Source organism: Streptomyces sp. NBC_00878, from assembly GCF_026341515.1.
GTDB lineage: Bacteria > Actinomycetota > Actinomycetes > Streptomycetales > Streptomycetaceae > Streptomyces.
Genome location: NZ_JAPEOK010000001.1, coordinates 5,053,793 through 5,067,408, shown reverse-complemented (window position 1 = coordinate 5,067,408; position 13,616 = coordinate 5,053,793). Strand labels below are relative to the sequence as shown.

The following is a 13,616-nucleotide window of genomic DNA, read 5'->3' as shown; positions in this document are numbered from 1 at the left end:
CGGGCGCAGGTGAGCCCGAAGTGAGCCCGGAGGTTTCGCCAACCGCCTCCCTGCGAGCCCTTGGCACGATCGCCGCGGCCTTCTCTGACACCTCACGGTCGACCTCGGGGAGCAGGCTCGTGTACGTGTCCGACGTCAGCACGATCGTGCCGTGCCGCAAGGTCTCCTTGATCGTGTGCAGGTCGCCGCCACCCGCATGGATCAAGGTCGCCGCCACGTGCCGCAGATCCCGGAGGTTGATCGGCGGAAGGTCCGTACGGGCACAGATGCGGCGGAAGGCCTCTGACACCGCCTCGGGGTGAAGCCACGTTCCGTCCTCGCGGGTGAACACCTTGCCGGTGTCCATCCAGGCCCCGCCCCACTTCAGGCGCTCCCGGTTCTGCCGGGCCCGGTGCGCCCGCAGCGCCGACACCGTGGCCTTGTCGAGTCCGATCGTGGCGGCACTGCTGTCCGTCTTGGGAGCCGATTCGTACGGCATCCAGCCGTCCATCACGATTTCTGTGGACACCGTGAGTTCCCCACCATCGAGGTTTACGTCCGTCCAACCCTGGCCGACTGCCTCGCCGCGGCGAAGCCCCCGGAAGCCCATGAGGTGGAACAGGGCGTACAGGCGCTCGCCGTCGGCCTCGGTCTGGTCGAGGAACACCCCGAACTGCGCCGGGGTCCACACCATGACGGCACTGGGCTTTTCGCCCGTCTCCCGCCATCGCTGTACCCGGTCTTGGGTCCACAGTTGTGGCTTCGGCCGCTTGCCGGACTCCAACTCGACGTGGGAGGCCGGGTTGAAGACGATGAGCTGACGAGCGATGGCCGCATTCAGGGCGGTGCGCAGCGTCCGACGGATGGCCTGGCGGGTGGCTGGCCCGTTCGTCTTGCGGTGCGGCTTCATCTCGGCGAGCTTCGCCCGCTCTGCTGTCAGCGCGGGCCGCTCCGAAGCTTTCGGTGCGCCCGGCTTGCCTGGCCGGCACCGTGCTTCCTGCTCCCGTCGTGCGGCGTTCTCAGCTTCGATCACCTCATTGTCGTCGGCGACCGCATCGAACATCTCCTGAACGTGGCCGACGTTCAGTCGGTCGAGCCGGATGTGCCCGATGCGGGGCTTTAGATGCACGCGGATGTGGGAGGCGTAGCCGTTGTTCGTGTTCTTCCTGGTCTTCTTCGCCGCGAACCAGGTGTCCAGCCATTCGCCCACGGTCATGCGGCTGGTGAGCGACTGCCCATAGTTCAGCTTGCGACGCGTCTCCTCCAGGTCAGGCAGCGGCGCTCGGTCCTTGGCGACCTGCTCCAACAACTCGGCGACACGGCGGCGCCCTTCGTCGTCGTCGGGCTCGGGGAGTCCGAGGAGCGCGCGGACCTTGTCGAGGTCGTCCTGGGCGTCCTTGGCGGAGGTGTAGCCGCCTCGGCGGAACGTGCGACGGGTGTCGTCCTCGCGTGGAGGGAGTTCCTGGCGGAGGGCCCACAGACCGTGGCGCTTCTGCGAGAACTTTGGGCACGCCTGGCCGTACTGCTTGCCGGTCTCTGGGTTGCGGCAGGCACACCGCCGGAATGTGGAGCCCTTCACTGGGTCCCCTCCCCCCTACTGTTTTCCGGCGGCGCTTCACCGGCCCGGCGATACACCTTGCGGACCGCCTCCGCGAGGCTGATCCGCTCTGTGTACGCAACGGTCCGGGCCAGCTCGTCGAGCGTCGTCCCCTCACTGAAGGACTCCGGCTCGACGTACGCTGCCTCGGCCCCAAGCTGGGGAGGCGTCAGGCCTAGGTTGCGCATCTCCTGCCGGACGGCTGCGATCGCGTCTGAGAGGTCGCGCATCCGGTCGACCTTGAGTTCAAGTAGCCGGTCATCGATCGCGTCGGGGTCGGCCTCCCTGCGGAACTCACGAAGGTCTGTCCGTCCCCTGGTCGCGATGATCTGGTCCATCTCTTGCCGGTTTGTCCACCAGTCCAAGACGAGCCGTTCATGCTCGCGGTAGAGCTGGACGGCCTCAACGTCCTGGGTCTTCTCCAGGTCGCTGGGGAGTCGGTTGGCCTCGCCGGTGAACCACTTGAGGGCCTCCCAGGTGGTTGCGGGTGAGTCTGGTAGCGCGTCGACGGTATCGGCCTGCCCGATGGGGAACACGAGCTGGACAGCCGGGACCTCAAGTGCGCGGGCGAACACCAGTAGCTCCGGGATGGATACCGTCGGCCGGCGCCCGCTCTCGAAGTTCGCCAGCACGCTTCTCGCGATGGGATGCCCAAGCCGAGTGCAGGCGTCGGACAACTGTTGCGCGCTCATGCCGCGGCGCAGGCGGTGGCGGCGGACTTCTCCCGCTACTGCCCTTGCGATCTGTGCGGCCCACGGTTCATCTGTCACGGACGATCACAATACGCGGACACGGTGGCATCGTCTAGCACGGCACGGTATTGTGCTCGGTGAGCACCTGAGCCATCGGAGTTGCCACGTGAAATCACATGCCCGTAGGAAGACCGAGCGCGCTATGACCCAGACGGAGCTCCTGAGCCTCCCGGTGTCCTTCCCCTTGGAGACGGCGAACCGGGCTCTGTCTCTCGGCCGTACGACCGGCTATGACCTGGCAAAACGCGGCCAATACCCAGTCCCGGTCCTGCGCTTCGGGAACGCATATCGCGTTACCAGGGCCGATCTCCTCCGTGTCCTGGGCATCCAGGACGGCCGCTCCGCGGAGGTCGCCTGACAGCGCGCCCGCGCTGTCCCCCCCCACGAGACAGCCCCCCGGCGCCGGTGTCTTCAGCACCAGCGGCGAGGGGCGCCAAGCAACAGACCCCAACAGCGATGCCCCAGGCCGCCTACCACAGCACCCAGGGCATCGCTTCACAGAAGTGGATCCATCACCAATGGCAAGCATGGCACATCAGCCGCCGCCCAAGGAACGAGGCAAGCGGCGCCGCAGGGGCCGCCCGCGTAGTGCGCGGATGCGGATCGGTGCCTGTAAGTCCGCCGCGCAGCTGCGCGCCCTGGCCGGTCCGTCTCGTACCGAGACGCGCGCCGAACTCCGCGAGGTCCAGCTCACCGTGGGGTCCGCGTGAAGAGCCGTACGACCGCCGATCAGGCGGCGCTCTTCCCGGTCGATTCGGGCGCGGTCGATAGCCATCTGCCGGTCGTACGACCCATCGCCATCGCCACCCGTGGCCGAGTCGAGTTCACCGGCCGCTGTCCGAAGTGCGAGGGCTGGCACCGACACATTCACCTCGGCAAGGTCACCGGCCCGTGTGGCGCTCGCTACAACCTCCAGCCCAGACGAGTACGTCGGGGGAGGGGCGCATGAGCACGCAGTACACCCGCGCTGCTTGGCTCCGTGCGTACGAGTCCGCACACCAGGCGGCGCAGCGCGGGATGCACGTCTTCCCGATCGGCCGGTCCAAGCTGCCCGCGATCCGCTCACCACACCGCGACGACTCGCCCGGCACACCGTCCTGCCGCGGAACCTGCGGGCGAATCGGGCACGGCGTGCACGACGCGACGACCGACGCGACGCGGCTCGACGAACTGTTCGACGCGGCTCCGTACGCCGCCGGTTATGGGATCGCCTGCGGTCACGGTAACGAGCCGCTCCTCGGCGTCGACCTCGACCGGAAGAACGGTGTCGACGGCGTGGCCTCCCTCGCTGCCCTTGCCGAGCAGCACCGATTCACCGTGCCCGAGACGGCTGTCATCGCCACCCCGTCCGGCGGCGAACACCGCTGGTTCACCGGTCCGGCCGGCGCTCCCGTACGAAACAGCGCGGGCAAGCTCGGTCCGGGCATCGACGTCCGCGGATACGGCGGATACCTCGTCGGCCCCGGCTCCTGGACCCCGAAAGGCATCTACCGGTTCGTCGAGCGGCGGCCGGCCGCTGAACTTCCGGACGGACTGCTCGCCTTGATGCTGCCTCCCCCTCCGTCTCGGCCGCGCCCGGTGCTGCTGCCTGGCCCTCGCCGGGGCGCGGCCCTGGTCGGCCTAGTCAAGTTCGTGCTGGAGGCGCCTGAGGGGCAGTTGAACACCCGCTTGTACTGGTCGGCCTGCCGGGCGTACGAGACCGGCGTCGATGCCGACTCCATCAGCCGCGCCCTGGTCGATGCCGCCGTCTCTCTCGGGCACCCCGAACGTGCTGCTGAACGCACCGTGAGCAGTGCCCGCAACGCACCTGTGAGGAACAGCGCATGAGCAACGACGACAGGGCCCGCGAACTCCTCCAGGCCAACGGCATCGACGCTGACGAGGTCGAACAGTGCCCTTTCGGCACACCCGAGGAAGCCGTCAACGAGCTTGCCGGGCTGGAGGATGACAAGCGGCTCGACCGCATCGGTGAGCTTGTGGCATGGGCAGCTGGTCATAGCCAACTCGAACTCCAGCGGTACAAGAAAGCGGTCGTCGAGGCGGAGCTGATCGGTGCCGGAGACTGGCGTTCCCTTGCCTCGGAGGCGAAGAAGCGGCACGTCACCGCCATCAGGACGGCCGTCCGCTCGGATTGCCCGTACACCTCCGAGAACGGTCTGCTGTACCTGGCCACCCCGGACGGCGGTCAGATGCTCCTCGCCCGTTTCGTGCCCGAGGTCGTGGCGCAGGTGATCCGGGACGACGGCGCCGAGGTCACCACGCTCATCAAGATCCGGGTCACGCGGCCTGGTGGCTACTCGGTCGAGGTGGAGGTTCCCGCCGATCGGCTCCCCATGGCCCGCCGCTGGGCAGCGCAGGCGATCGGCGCCTCAGCGGTCATCACCCCGATGTCTCGCGACGAGGCCCACGTCGCCACGGCCGCGCAGTACTTCGGCAACGACCAGTGGGACAGCCAGACCACCTATGCCCACACCGGATGGCGGGCGGACATCGACGGAACGTGGAGGTTCCTCACTGCTTCCGGCGCCCTGGGCGCGGCCGGCCTGGACACGTCCGTCACCGTCGACCTGGGCACCGAGGCGCTGAACATGTACGCCTTGCGCGACCCGTCCGAGGTGGGCGCCGAGTCACTGGCCGTGGCCGTGCGCGCGTCCATGGCACTGCTGGACGTGGCGCCGCTGACCATCACCGCGCCGTTGCTCGGTGCCGCCTACCGCGCGCCGCTACCGCTGCTACCGGAAACGTCCGCGTACGTAGTAGGGCCCAGCGGATCACTTAAAAGCGCGGCGTCCGCCACGGTGCTTCAGCACTTCGGACGGCTCCTCGATGCACGGCACTTTCCGGCGAACTGGAACTTCACGGGCAACGCTCTGGAATCCATCGCCAACCAGCTTGCGAATGTCCTGCTGGTCATCGACGACTACGCGCCACAGTCCGCGGACGACCCCCGCCGTCTGGCCACCGCAGCGGATCGGATCTTCCGTGGGGCGGCGAACAGTGCTGGACGCGGACGGCTACGCCCAGACGGAACCCGGCGCCCTGAGCGTCCTCCCAGGGCGCAGATCGCTGCGACCGGAGAGGACGTGCCGCCAGGCGAATCCCTGCGCGCCCGGCTGACGGTCACCACGGTCGACGCCGGAGCCATCGACGTCACCAAGCTGACTGAGGCCCAGCGGCGAGCGGCGAACGGCGTGTACGAACTCGCGATGGCCGGGTACGTACGACACCTCGCGGGGCTCCTCGACGGAGACGCCGGGTACGCCGACCGGCTGCGAGGGCAGATCGCCGAGCGCCGAGCCGAGTTGGCCGGGGGAACCGTGGGGCATGCCCGCGTCCCCGAGGCAACAGCCGGCCTGCTGACGGGGTACTGCGAGTTCCTCACCTATGCGGTCACCGTCGGCGCCTTCACGGGCGACGAGGCGAAGGCGCAGATGGACAAGGTGAAGGCGGCACTCCTCCAGGTCGCTGCCGACCAGGCAGCCTACTCCAAGAACATGAGCGTCGCGGAGATCTATCTCCGGGCATTGGCTGCGGCCCTCGTCGGCGGCGGCGCGCACCTGGGCGACCAGGAGACCGGATGCGAGCCTGCCGAGCCGGAGAAGTGGGGGTGGGAGTCGCGGCCGACGGCCTACGCGACTGCGTACCACGCGAAAGGCAAGTGCATCGGGTGGCTCTCGAAGTCCGGAGACATCTACCTGCACCCGGACGTGGCGTACGAGGTGGCGCGCGACCACGCCGGACGTGCGGCCGAGCCGCTGGCAACGACGAAGGTCACGATCCACAAGCGGCTCAAGGAAGGCGATCACCTTGCTTCCTACAGCGAAGACGGTAGGCCGTCCGTCGTGCGGAGGATTGCGGGCAGAAGCCGGCGGGTGCTCCATGTCCGAGTCGACCGGATCACAGGAGAGAGCGCGTAGTGCTTTCCGTTCTAGGCGCGCCCTACCTATGAGAAAAGCGGTAGCACCGGTAGCAGCGCGCCCCCCGGGGTGCATCGCCCCAGCTCAACCAGCTACCGCCGTGCTACCAGTATGGCGCCGACAGCGGTAGCAGACCGGTAGCAGCGGGGTGTGAGAGCGGTAGCGCGCTACCGGTTACCGCCGCTGCTACCGGTGCCCGCTACCGGTCAGCTACCGGTTCGAGACCCAAACCGGTAGCAGCAGAACCGCCCCTTGACCTGCGAATGCCCACCGTCGCTACCGGTGCTACCGCTTTCCCGCGCGGCACCCAGACCCATAGGCGAATACGACACACAGGAGACCCGTCATGAGCGACCCACTCCGCACCGACTACCTGTTCGGCGACGTCGATTGCCTGGCACTCACCGAGCACTACCGGTGCAGCCACTGCAACAGCGATCCCGCCACCCTGAGCATCAACTCCGAGACCGGTCTCCCTCACGTCCAGGTCGCCCACGACTCGGGATGCCCGGTCGCGAACGGGGTCCTGTCGGCGATGCCGGACACGGTGCGCGCCGTCGTCGGGCACGTGCCCGAGACCTTCCGGGCCTGAGCCGCGTATCCGGATACCACCCTCCTCAGGCGTACGAACTTCCGGCCGTCACTCGGCGGCCGGCCAACCCCGACAAGGGAGACCACCATGCACCGCACCACCTTCACCGACGTCGACGACTTCACCGCAGCCCGCCTCGCCGACCTATGGAACGCCGTAGCCCCCAGCATGATCGAAGGCCTCGCCGAAGACCTCCACTACGCCCCCGAGGAAGCCACCTTCAACGCCGGGGAACGGACGGCCCTCACCAGCCTGGAGTCCCTCCTGCGCCGCCTCGACAGCGGCGAACTGCACGCCAACCCTGTCGTGTTCCGCGACGCGGTCCAAGGCTGGCTCGCCTACTTCTTCCGCAGCGCAGAGACCCCCGTCGGCATGCCCCTCGGCCCGGTCTACCGGCTCGCCGCTGAACTGGATGACCTCGCCCAGGCGTTCCAGCGGGAGCGGCTCGTCAACACCGACCCGTGGCAGAGCAGCACTTCTGCCTGACCCGCACACGCAGTCGGCCGGCCCCGCGGGTATCGGGGCCGGCCACCCCGACAGGATCGCAGAGGACACCGACATGACCACCACCGTGATCAGCCTCAAAGGCCGCATCCACGAGTACGGCCCCTGCCTCGAACGCGTCACCGACGCCCTCGTCTACGTCGGCCGCACGATGACCGGCGTACGGGCCGGAGGCTGGCAGCTGCACAAGCACCCGCTAGCCAACCCGTTCACGCTGCGCCAGACCGGCACCCCCGAGGCCGCGGTCGCCGCGTACATCCGCCACCTCCTCGACCGCCCCGCCCTCCTCGCCGCCGCGGCCCAACTCCGTGACCGCACCCTCGCCTGTTGGTGCGCCCCGCAGCTCTGCCACGCGCACGCCATCGCCTGGTACGCCGACAGCCTCGACTCCGGCCGGCTTGCCGAGCGTGCGGCTGATCTGGAGGCGGCGGCCAGTCGAGGCGAGGCGGCACTGTTCGAGCGGCTCGCCTGACTATCTGGGTCCGGTCGTCCCCGCGGCGGCCGGACCCGTTTTGCGTTGATGTTGCGGGTTGGTGTGGGGGCGGGTTGGTCCTGACCTCCATGGTCTCGGGTCGGTCTACTGAATGGATGTTCAGTAGCGGTGGGGTGTTGGTGGGGGTGTGGGGGTGGTGAGGTGCGGCGGAAAGGGGTGGTTGTGATGGGTGACGAGACGTCGTCTTGGACCCGTCCTGGCCCTGTCTTCCCTCTCCGGAAGGCCGGCCCCTTTCGCTGCCCGACACTGTCGTGAGCGCTCTGGTTCACAAGTTTTTACTAGAAGGGAGGCCACCGTGGGAGAGCGACTGGAAGGCAGGAACGGGCAGGTCTGGCGGTTGTTCCTGGAGGGGCACACCCAAGAGGCCATCGCAGAGAGGTTCGGTATCTCGCAGCAGCGTGTGAGCCAGATCATCGACGAGGTGCGCGAGTCGATTCCGGAGGTTGCCCGTGTGGCCGCTGCCCTGTTGGATCTTGAGCGGTTGGACCTGTTGATGACGGGGATGATGCCGCCGGCGCTGGCGGGGGATGCGAAGGCGACGGCGGCGGTGCTGAGGATTTTGGAGCGGCGGGCGAAGGCCCTGGGCACCGATCCGAGTGAGCCTCTTGAGCTGGTGTTGGACGCGCGGATGGACGTGGTTGGGCAGTTGGTTGCGGATGCGCTAGCGGCGGCGATGGATGCGTTGCCGGGGTTGTCGCAGGAGCAGAGGATTGCGGCGCTGTCGAAGGCTCAGGAGTTGCTGTTCCGAGAGGGGCAGGACGGGGTCGTCTGAGTCTGTGTGACGCACAGCGGCCCGCTCCCGTCGTACACCGGGGGCGGGCCGTTGTGGTGCCGCCCCGGTAAAGGGCGCCGGGTTCGCGGTCCGGCCCCGGGGCGGCACTTCCTCTTCACGGTTCCACGGTAGCGGTGGTTGACCAACTGTCGTTCCGGCGCCGGAACGATCAAGGTGTGTACTGCTCTTACGCTCCCTCCACGGTTGGTCAACCAGGAGGTCGGAAGCGTGGGCAAGCAGCAGCAAGGGGTGTCCGTCGAGCAGGCTGCGACCCGGCTCGGGATCAGCAAATGGGGCGCCTATAAGGCGTTGGAGCGGGGCGATCTGAAGGGCCTTCCAGGGCGTGGCCCGGCGCGGCTGGATCCGGCGGACGTTGAGCGGTTCCGCAGGGCCAGGCAGACGGCGGCGTTGGAGCGGTACGCGGCGAAGGGGACGGACATGGTCCGGCTCGCCCACTCGACGCGGGCCTTCATGCGGCCGTACCCCGGTGCGAATACCGGGAGGGTGTCGGCGGTTGGCTCGGATGTGGTCGCGGCGTTCGGCGCGGCGGCATTGCACGCGGCCGGAGTTCGGGAGGGCTGCTGTTGGTGTGCGTCGGAGATCGCGGCGCAGCTGCTGGGGACCGAGCCGCCGGTGTACGGAGAGGCGATGCTTGCGCTGCTCGGCAAGCCGTGCCCGAAGGACATGAAGCGGTTCACCGGGGTGGAGATGGAGCGGCTGCGGGCGCGCGTCCATCCGGCTGACGTGCGGCCGTCTGGCGCCCGTACGGAGGCCGCGGGGCCCCCTGCTCCGGCTACTCGTCCTCAGCCCGCTCAGCCGGTCCAGAACGACGACGGGAAGGCGCTGGTCGCGTCTCGACTCCGTGAGACCCGGGCCCGGTTGAAGGATGCGAAGCGGCGCGGGGACCAGGCGTACGCGATCCGGCTGACGCAGATAGCGCGCGGTCTGGAAGCGGATGCCGCTGTCGTCGACGGGCGGCTGACGGCGTCTGCCCGGCCGGGGACGCTGCGCTGCGGTCACCTTCTGGCGGCGGGCTGCGCGTGCCCGCGACGGGCTTCGAAGCGGGCCATGTCGTGACCGGCGAGCGCGAGGCAATGGTGGAGGCCGGGTACGCGGCGCTCGCCCGGTTGCAGCACGCTCACGAGGTCGCGGTGGAGAGCGTCGTCAGCGAGGTGCAGCAGCACACCGGCGAGAGGCTTCTCGTACGACGCCCGGGAGTGCTCGATGCCGCGCTCGGGGACTTGGCCGCGATGGAGGAGCAGACCCAGCACTACGCGGCAGCCATGGTGCTGATCAGGCGCTGGATGCTGCCCACCGACCGACGTCCCTTGGGTGCGCTGTTGAAGGTGATTCCGGCGCAGGTTGCCCACGAGATCACGGACCATCTGAGGGCGGCCGGCGTGTTGGCCGATGGGGGCGCGCGGCTGTCACCGTGACGTCCACCGGTCGGGGGTTCGGCCGTACCCGTGCCAGCCTCCGCGCTGTCGTACGGCGAGGCCGGTGGTCTCCAGCTGGCCCAGGGCTCGGGCCGTCTGCTGTGCGGCGGACTCCAGATCGGGCGGGAGCAGTTGCTCGGCGAGTTGGGCGGCAGTCACGGGCCCGGGCTGGTCGGCGAGGGCGTGGCGGATGCGGTCACGGAGTACCAGCGGCTGCGGCGCGAGTGTCATGGGCAGATGATGCGGCATCGGGACGACGCTGGTCACTGCAAGGGGTGGGCACCAGTGCCCACCCCTCAGTCGTTGCTCGGCTACTTGCCGACCGGCCACTCCACCGGCTCATCCAAATCCTGCGGCGAGTACAGAACCCGCTCCGCCCTGCCCGACTCCTCCGGCACCTCGAAGAAGACATTGCCGCGCACGCAATCCCCACCACGAACCTTCGCGTCCATCGGATACACCGGCTGCGGCAACCCGCTCCCACTCATGTGGAACGGCTCCACCCGGACCCCGTCCTCGTAGGCCAGGGACCACACGAACGGACTCACCTCAATCGGCTCGTCGTTCTTGTTGCACACCTTCACCTCGACCAGGGCCAGCTTCATCCCGTCTTGCAGCATGCCCGGCGGGCTGCTGACGCCCTTGTCCTTGTAGGCGAGCGCGGCGGCGGAGAAGCTGAAGCCACCCGTGTTGACGTTGGCGGTGTCCCCGAGGCGCAGAGCCTCCTTGCTTGGCGACGGGCTCGGGGTCGGCTTCGTGGTGGCCGATGGAGTGTCGGTGGCTTTCGACACGGTGGGCTTGTCGTCGTCGCTTCCTCCGCAAGCGGTGAGTGTGGCGAGCAGGCAGGCTGCGAGCAGGACAGTGGTACGACGCATGGTCCCCCCAGGACGTGTGCAGTGGAGTCGCATCATCGTGGGACGGGCACCGTTGTGCGGCGTGTTGGCCGTGTTGTGACCCTGCGGGGTGATGTGTGCGGTGCGACCTCTCGAACGTGGGGCCGCCCCGCCCCCTGTTCGTACCGGGGAGGGGCAGGGCGGCCGTGCCCGGGCCGAGGCCGGGCACCCTCTGACGGGTCGGCGGAGACGCGTACGCCGCGGCGTCAGGGATGGTCCCGCCCGCCCCCTTGAGCCTGGGGTGCGAGGACGGGCGGGAGTCTCGATACGAGGATGTCGGCGTGCACGCGGTGTGTGTAGATGTCCCGGCCCGGGCCGAGCAGGCCGGGCTCGTGCCACAGGAACACGGCGCCGTCCAGGTCGGCGACCGGCTCGTCGCAGTAACGGCATACGCGCCGGGTCTCGCTCATGGTCGACTGCCGAGCCGCTCGTAGTGGTCGCACAGGGCGTTCAGGACGCGGGCCAAGCGCCGCGCGTACGCGGCCGCCCCATCAAGGCCGGGCCGCGGCTCGACGCGCAGCTTCCCCCGGGCTTCCCCGACGCACGCCAGAGCGCAGTACTGCGCCACGTCTTTGGGGCGTGGCCCCGCAGCGTGCTCGATCTCGGGGATCAGCAACTCCAGTTGCCCGCGCATCGTGCGGGTGAGCGTGTCCAGCTCGGCGGCGGCCAGCGGGAGGGCGTCCGCGGCGGCGTCCGCATCCAGCAGACGATCAGCGGTCTCGCGCATCGTCACGATGTCCGGCGGAGCCTGATCCTGGGCTTCGCTGGCCGGCGGGCGGATGGTATCTGTTGCCATGTCGGCGCTCCTGCTCAGCGTTGGCCGCGCCCCGGGGGTCCTGACCGACTCGCCGGGGTCTTGTCGTACCTGCCGACGCTAGGAACCCGCGCATGGCCCCGGCTACGAAGTTGCACCGAATTACACGGCAGTTGGATACCCCTGGCCATGGCTGGCATGCGCTCTTGACCATGTGACTCCAGGCCACGACGGTGGTGTAAATCGCTGCAACCGACTAGCGCGGGAGGCCAGCCACCATGAACATTCATTTCGTCGGGATCGACCCCGAGACAGACGAGGACGGATGCCCCACGGTCTGGGTAGACACGGACGCATCAGACCTGCTGATCCAGAGCTACCAGGCCGACGAGGAGACGACGGGCTCATGCGACACCCTGTCTCCCGCACGGGCGCCGATCCCGCCCGGCGAGACGGTCATCAGGATCCCGGCGCGCATGATCCCGATCATCAGGAAGGCGTGCGATGAGCTCGATCCCGGAGTTCGCTGAACTCCTCGCCGACACCGGGAAGTCGGCCGTCCACCTGGAGATGCGGGACGCCTACTTCAGCAACCCCCGGTTCGAGGCGTGGCAGGACGGCCAGCGCGTCGACTGGGACGATCGCGCGTCCTGGTGGCGGCCCTATCACCAGGACATCGCGGACGCTGTCGCTCGCGGCGTGACAGTGCGCCGCGCCCGGGTCGTGTCCGAGCCGGTCTCCGACTACATCCGCTGGGAGCACTACCAGACCCGCGCCAACGTCGAGGCCGGCGAACAGGTGCGGTGGCTGCCGCGCCGTGCGGCGTGGGATCTTCTGCTGCCCGGCACCGACTTGTGGGTCTTCGACGGTCGGCTGATGCGGGTTCACCACTTCTCCGGTGGCGGCGAGTGGATCAGTAAGGAACTGAGCGACGATCCCGCGGTGGTCGAGCAGCATGCGGCCGCGTTCGAGAAGGTCTGGGAGCGGGCCACTCCGCACGACGAGTACGAGGTCAAGTAGCCAGTCATGTCCACGTTCCCCACGTCCAGCGTGCAGGAAGCGCGCGCAGCTCTCGCGGCCCGTCTGCGGGAGCTGCGCCTGGACGCGGGCATCTCCGGCAAGGAACTCGCGCGCCGCTGCGGGTGGTCCGTCGCCAAGTCGTCCAGGATCGAGAACTCCGTCACTGCCCCGGCGGACGCGGACATCCGGGCCTGGTGCGCGGCGTGCGATGCCGACGTCCAGGCGGCGGACCTGATCGCGGCCAACCGGCAGGCCGACTCCATGTATCTGCACTGGAAGCGGCTCCAGCGCACGGGCATGAAGCAGCTGGCGGAGACGTCCGCGAAGCTGTACGAGCGCACCCGCCTGTTCCGCGTGTACGCCTCCCACGTCATGCCCGGCTATCTGCAGACGCCCGGCTACGCGACGGCGCTCATGCGTACGATCGCGGGCTTCCGCGGCACCCCGGACGATGTGGCGGACGCGGTGAAGGTCCGGATGCGCCGCGCCCGGGTCGTCCACGAGGGCGACCACCGGTTCGCGACGCTGATTGAGGAGAGCGTCCTCAACCATCGGGTTGGAGATCAGGACGTGATGGCCGGCCAGCTGGGCAACCTGCTCGCCGCGATGACCCTGCCGTCCATGTCGCTGGGCATCATCCCGGCCGCGGCCTCGCGGGAGGGGATCATGTGGCCGCTCGAACAGTTCACGGTCTTCGACGACGCGCGTGTCCACGTGGAGCTGCTCGCGGCGAAGGTGACCGTCACGGCCCCGGGTGAGCTGGACATCTACCTGCGGGCGTTCGCCCGGCTGGCGGATCTGGCCGTGTACGGGGCGGACGCACGTGCTCTGGTCGTGAAGGCAATCGACGGCCTGCGCTGACCCCGGCACGGCAAAGCGCCCCCGCCTGCCCGGAGGAAGTGGGTGG

At 68.8% G+C, this 13,616-nt stretch carries 19 protein-coding genes and 1 pseudogene; 14 read left to right on the top strand and 6 right to left on the bottom strand.

Translation table 11 applies throughout. From position 1 onward, the window contains the following. Positions 1-172: 172 nt before the first annotated feature. Positions 173-589: pseudogene (gene xerC, locus OHA11_RS48545) on the bottom strand (tyrosine recombinase XerC); the annotation flags it as partial. Between the two features lie 3 nt (positions 590-592). On the opposite strand from xerC, the gene OHA11_RS21540 reads away from it, so the two are divergent. Beyond that, positions 593-1,102, top strand: a complete 510-nt coding sequence (locus OHA11_RS21540; RefSeq protein ID WP_266498745.1) for a hypothetical protein — start codon at positions 593-595, stop codon at positions 1,100-1,102. Between the two features lie 452 nt (positions 1,103-1,554). On the opposite strand, the gene OHA11_RS21535 is transcribed toward OHA11_RS21540, so the two are convergent. Next, positions 1,555-2,346, bottom strand: coding sequence for a helix-turn-helix transcriptional regulator (locus tag OHA11_RS21535; RefSeq protein WP_323186606.1), 792 nt, complete (start codon positions 2,344-2,346; stop codon positions 1,555-1,557). A gap of 124 nt (positions 2,347-2,470) precedes the next feature. On the opposite strand from OHA11_RS21535, the gene OHA11_RS21530 reads away from it, so the two are divergent. From OHA11_RS21530 to OHA11_RS21485, 10 genes are all read left to right on the top strand, one after another. Further along, positions 2,471-2,686: a hypothetical protein gene (locus OHA11_RS21530; protein ID WP_266498742.1), complete on the top strand. Its 216-nt coding sequence runs from the start codon at positions 2,471-2,473 to the stop codon at positions 2,684-2,686. Between the two features lie 169 nt (positions 2,687-2,855). Further along, positions 2,856-3,038 carry a hypothetical protein gene (locus OHA11_RS21525; RefSeq protein ID WP_266498741.1) on the top strand — a complete coding sequence of 61 codons (183 nt, stop codon included), beginning with the start codon at positions 2,856-2,858 and terminating at the stop codon, positions 3,036-3,038. Positions 3,039-3,273: 235 nt separating this feature from the next. Continuing rightward, on the top strand, positions 3,274-4,155 hold the full coding sequence (locus OHA11_RS21520; protein ID WP_266498738.1) for a bifunctional DNA primase/polymerase: 882 nt from the start codon (positions 3,274-3,276) through the stop codon (positions 4,153-4,155). Beyond that, on the top strand, positions 4,152-6,245 hold the full coding sequence (locus OHA11_RS21515) for a hypothetical protein (RefSeq protein ID WP_266498735.1): 2,094 nt from the start codon (positions 4,152-4,154) through the stop codon (positions 6,243-6,245). The genes OHA11_RS21520 and OHA11_RS21515 overlap by 4 nt, the downstream gene beginning before the upstream one ends. A gap of 346 nt (positions 6,246-6,591) precedes the next feature. Continuing rightward, positions 6,592-6,837, top strand: a complete 246-nt coding sequence (locus OHA11_RS21510) for a hypothetical protein (RefSeq protein ID WP_266498734.1) — start codon at positions 6,592-6,594, stop codon at positions 6,835-6,837. Between the two features lie 87 nt (positions 6,838-6,924). Next, positions 6,925-7,323: a hypothetical protein gene (locus OHA11_RS21505; protein WP_266498731.1), complete on the top strand. Its 399-nt coding sequence runs from the start codon at positions 6,925-6,927 to the stop codon at positions 7,321-7,323. A 73-nt stretch (positions 7,324-7,396) separates the two neighbouring features. After that, positions 7,397-7,813 (top strand): DUF4326 domain-containing protein, encoded by a 417-nt coding sequence (locus OHA11_RS21500; protein ID WP_323186605.1) that lies wholly within the window; start codon positions 7,397-7,399, stop codon positions 7,811-7,813. A gap of 316 nt (positions 7,814-8,129) precedes the next feature. Further along, positions 8,130-8,606 carry a sigma factor-like helix-turn-helix DNA-binding protein gene (locus tag OHA11_RS21495; protein ID WP_266498729.1) on the top strand — a complete coding sequence of 159 codons (477 nt, stop codon included), beginning with the start codon at positions 8,130-8,132 and terminating at the stop codon, positions 8,604-8,606. Positions 8,607-8,834: 228 nt separating this feature from the next. Beyond that, positions 8,835-9,683: a RodZ family helix-turn-helix domain-containing protein gene (locus OHA11_RS21490; RefSeq protein ID WP_266498726.1), complete on the top strand. Its 849-nt coding sequence runs from the start codon at positions 8,835-8,837 to the stop codon at positions 9,681-9,683. After that, positions 9,680-10,042, top strand: a complete 363-nt coding sequence (locus OHA11_RS21485) for a hypothetical protein (protein WP_266498725.1) — start codon at positions 9,680-9,682, stop codon at positions 10,040-10,042. The genes OHA11_RS21490 and OHA11_RS21485 overlap by 4 nt, the downstream gene beginning before the upstream one ends. On the opposite strand, the gene OHA11_RS21480 is transcribed toward OHA11_RS21485, so the two are convergent. From OHA11_RS21480 to OHA11_RS21465, 4 genes are all read right to left on the bottom strand, one after another. Continuing rightward, complete coding sequence (locus OHA11_RS21480) at positions 10,034-10,273, bottom strand: hypothetical protein (RefSeq protein WP_266498723.1); 240 nt, start codon at positions 10,271-10,273, stop codon at positions 10,034-10,036. The two genes, OHA11_RS21485 and OHA11_RS21480, sit on opposite strands and share 9 nt — an antisense overlap. A gap of 80 nt (positions 10,274-10,353) precedes the next feature. Next, positions 10,354-10,917: a DUF4352 domain-containing protein gene (locus tag OHA11_RS21475; RefSeq protein WP_266498720.1), complete on the bottom strand. Its 564-nt coding sequence runs from the start codon at positions 10,915-10,917 to the stop codon at positions 10,354-10,356. A 224-nt stretch (positions 10,918-11,141) separates the two neighbouring features. Next, the gene (locus OHA11_RS21470) at positions 11,142-11,345 is read right to left on the bottom strand and encodes a hypothetical protein (RefSeq protein WP_266498718.1); all 204 of its coding nucleotides are present in this window, start codon (positions 11,343-11,345) and stop codon (positions 11,142-11,144) included. Next, entirely contained in the window at positions 11,342-11,731 is a 390-nt protein-coding gene (locus OHA11_RS21465; RefSeq protein ID WP_266498716.1) for a DUF6415 family natural product biosynthesis protein, read from the bottom strand. Before OHA11_RS21465 ends, OHA11_RS21470 begins: the two co-directional genes overlap by 4 nt. A 236-nt stretch (positions 11,732-11,967) precedes the next feature. Between OHA11_RS21465 and OHA11_RS21460 the strand changes: the two genes are divergently transcribed. The 3 genes from OHA11_RS21460 to OHA11_RS21450 are packed head-to-tail and all read left to right on the top strand — an operon-like array spanning position 11,968 to position 13,570. Continuing rightward, the gene (locus OHA11_RS21460) at positions 11,968-12,219 is read left to right on the top strand and encodes a hypothetical protein (protein WP_266498713.1); all 252 of its coding nucleotides are present in this window, start codon (positions 11,968-11,970) and stop codon (positions 12,217-12,219) included. Beyond that, entirely contained in the window at positions 12,194-12,709 is a 516-nt protein-coding gene (locus tag OHA11_RS21455) for a DUF6879 family protein (protein WP_266498711.1), read from the top strand. The genes OHA11_RS21460 and OHA11_RS21455 overlap by 26 nt, the downstream gene beginning before the upstream one ends. Positions 12,710-12,715: 6 nt before the next feature. After that, positions 12,716-13,570 (top strand): helix-turn-helix transcriptional regulator, encoded by an 855-nt coding sequence (locus OHA11_RS21450; RefSeq protein WP_266498709.1) that lies wholly within the window; start codon positions 12,716-12,718, stop codon positions 13,568-13,570. Positions 13,571-13,616 lie beyond the last annotated feature (46 nt).

What these genes read in the sequence shown, in the direction of transcription:
- OHA11_RS21510 (WP_266498734.1), top strand. Translation starts at nt 6,592, where the DNA reads ATGAGCGACCCACTCCGCACCGACTACCTGTTCGGCGACGTCGATTGC.
- OHA11_RS21520 (WP_266498738.1), top strand. Translation starts at nt 3,274, where the DNA reads ATGAGCACGCAGTACACCCGCGCTGCTTGGCTCCGTGCGTACGAGTCC.
- OHA11_RS21465 (WP_266498716.1), bottom strand. Translation starts at nt 11,731, where the DNA reads ATGGCAACAGATACCATCCGCCCGCCGGCCAGCGAAGCCCAGGATCAG.
- OHA11_RS21480 (WP_266498723.1), bottom strand. Translation starts at nt 10,273, where the DNA reads ATGACACTCGCGCCGCAGCCGCTGGTACTCCGTGACCGCATCCGCCAC.
- OHA11_RS21455 (WP_266498711.1), top strand. Translation starts at nt 12,194, where the DNA reads ATGAGCTCGATCCCGGAGTTCGCTGAACTCCTCGCCGACACCGGGAAG.
- OHA11_RS21470 (WP_266498718.1), bottom strand. Translation starts at nt 11,345, where the DNA reads ATGAGCGAGACCCGGCGCGTATGCCGTTACTGCGACGAGCCGGTCGCC.
- OHA11_RS21530 (WP_266498742.1), top strand. Translation starts at nt 2,471, where the DNA reads ATGACCCAGACGGAGCTCCTGAGCCTCCCGGTGTCCTTCCCCTTGGAG.
- OHA11_RS21460 (WP_266498713.1), top strand. Translation starts at nt 11,968, where the DNA reads ATGAACATTCATTTCGTCGGGATCGACCCCGAGACAGACGAGGACGGA.
- OHA11_RS21505 (WP_266498731.1), top strand. Translation starts at nt 6,925, where the DNA reads ATGCACCGCACCACCTTCACCGACGTCGACGACTTCACCGCAGCCCGC.
- OHA11_RS21475 (WP_266498720.1), bottom strand. Translation starts at nt 10,917, where the DNA reads ATGCGTCGTACCACTGTCCTGCTCGCAGCCTGCCTGCTCGCCACACTC.
- OHA11_RS21525 (WP_266498741.1), top strand. Translation starts at nt 2,856, where the DNA reads ATGGCACATCAGCCGCCGCCCAAGGAACGAGGCAAGCGGCGCCGCAGG.
- OHA11_RS21450 (WP_266498709.1), top strand. Translation starts at nt 12,716, where the DNA reads ATGTCCACGTTCCCCACGTCCAGCGTGCAGGAAGCGCGCGCAGCTCTC.
- OHA11_RS21500 (WP_323186605.1), top strand. Translation starts at nt 7,397, where the DNA reads ATGACCACCACCGTGATCAGCCTCAAAGGCCGCATCCACGAGTACGGC.
- OHA11_RS21515 (WP_266498735.1), top strand. Translation starts at nt 4,152, where the DNA reads ATGAGCAACGACGACAGGGCCCGCGAACTCCTCCAGGCCAACGGCATC.